Source organism: Pseudomonas sp. LM13, assembly GCF_041381355.1.
Classification (GTDB): Bacteria; Pseudomonadota; Gammaproteobacteria; order Pseudomonadales; family Pseudomonadaceae; genus Stutzerimonas; species Stutzerimonas frequens.
On sequence record NZ_JACBXH010000104.1, the window covers coordinates 1 to 1,653 of the forward strand.

The following is a 1,653-nucleotide window of genomic DNA, read 5'->3' on the forward strand; positions in this document are numbered from 1 at the left end:
GTTAAGCTCGCATGGTCGCGCTCCGGTAAGAGATATCACCATTAAAGCTCCCGCTTCGACAGGCATATCTCGTTCAGCCAGACACCGTAGCCACGCTTCGAAATCAGCGGTAGAAAGCTTCTGCGGACGTCGCTGCTTTTTCTTTCGCGGCAGATTTAACACAGTGACCGGATTGAGCGTACGATTGATTTCTTGGGCAGCCCAGAAATTTCCTCGATGCTTTTGATCAAACGCCAAAGCGTTACGTAGGCGCCGATAATAATCCGGGCGGTAATCAGGGGCCGCCCGTAGTAAAGCACCAATAATATTGAGCTCATCAAGCTCAACGCCCTGCATCCGAGTCGCATAAAAATTACTGGCCAAACTAATATAGGCGCTTTGAGTCTCTGCATTCATATTATTCTTCTAATTATTATTTGCGTGACACATGCCACACAATCAATTATTGCAAATACGAAAACAAAAAAACAACAACCAGAGCATTATTTTTTATATAACCCCAAAAGCCAAACATTGCAAAGGTGCAAAAATTCTATCCTTTCTATATCGCATTCCGGACTTTGGTTCGTTGGCCAAGAACGCACCATGTTACCTGACCCATCAAGACAACCCGCCGGGAGCAGCACATAGACCGACTGGATAGCGTCGGGTATCAGCAGGTGCTTCCACTCTTTCAGCCGATTCACATTTTAAAATGCGAGAACCAAGTAGAGTAATTTTAAATTGCGCTCACAGCCTGGGTCGGCGACGGACTGGCGCGATCGCTTACCGAGACACCACTGCCCACGACATACTGCTTGTGCCACTTTTAAATTATGAGTTTTGGGTCGAACACTCTACTAGATAGCCAGCCGAACGGCCTCCGGGGCGTTAACCAGAGACTGCATAAAAATACAGTTAGCCTATTGCCTTTTTTAAGCAGAGCAACTTAGAATTATGAACAGAACAACAACCTGAGGAAAAATCATGTCCATCCTAATTCTTAACTGCGAGCGCGACGAAGTCGGCGGTCAATACCTAGTAGCAAGCATTCACGGTGTGGAACACTGCGTATCACTTGATGATGACTATCCGGAGAAAATCCCAGATTCAGATGATATAGTCCACCGCATTAATGCAGATGACTTCAATGAGCTTTCTGAGAAGGTACGCTCCTACGTGCGCAAGCACAGCATAGCCCCCATTCATTCACTCGATGACGTTAGGCTGCTGGCGATGCAGCTCGGCGATATGAAAGCAAAGACCTACGAAATCGACGAAGAAGGTCATGGCCTCACGCTCCGTGACTGTAGCGTAGATAAAGGTGTACGCATCCTAGCTCGTAAATTTCAGAGTACATATCAGGCGCATCGCTGGCTGACCGAGCAACTGGATATTTTGAGTTTCAATGCACCACGGTAAGCGTGCACGCGCTAATGTCCCGCCATTGCATTCCCAATCAAAAGCCGCATGCAACCGAGGCGCGCTATATATAAAGACGTTTAATCGACTAAATTGACTTCAATGTGACTCGGTTAGACGTTGGCTTTATTGTAGATCGCCTGATTAGCTTGAAGACTGCCCACTTCAAATCTTTACTGTCTCGGTAGCCTTTCATTTACTAATGCCCGGCAACCGACGCACGCTTATAGATTGCACCAACAAAAGCGCATG

At 46.9% G+C, this 1,653-nt stretch carries 1 protein-coding gene and 1 pseudogene; one reads left to right on the top strand and one right to left on the bottom strand.

Translation table 11 applies throughout. The annotated features are described in order from the left end of the window. Nucleotides 1–396, bottom strand: a pseudogene (locus HZR81_RS23465) (site-specific integrase); the annotation flags it as partial. Nucleotides 397–966: 570 nt separating this feature from the next. On the opposite strand from HZR81_RS23465, the gene HZR81_RS23470 reads away from it, so the two are divergent. Further along, nucleotides 967–1,401, top strand: a complete 435-nt coding sequence (locus HZR81_RS23470) for a hypothetical protein (RefSeq protein WP_017246346.1) — start codon at nucleotides 967–969, stop codon at nucleotides 1,399–1,401. The last annotated feature ends 252 nt before the right edge of the window (nucleotides 1,402–1,653 follow it).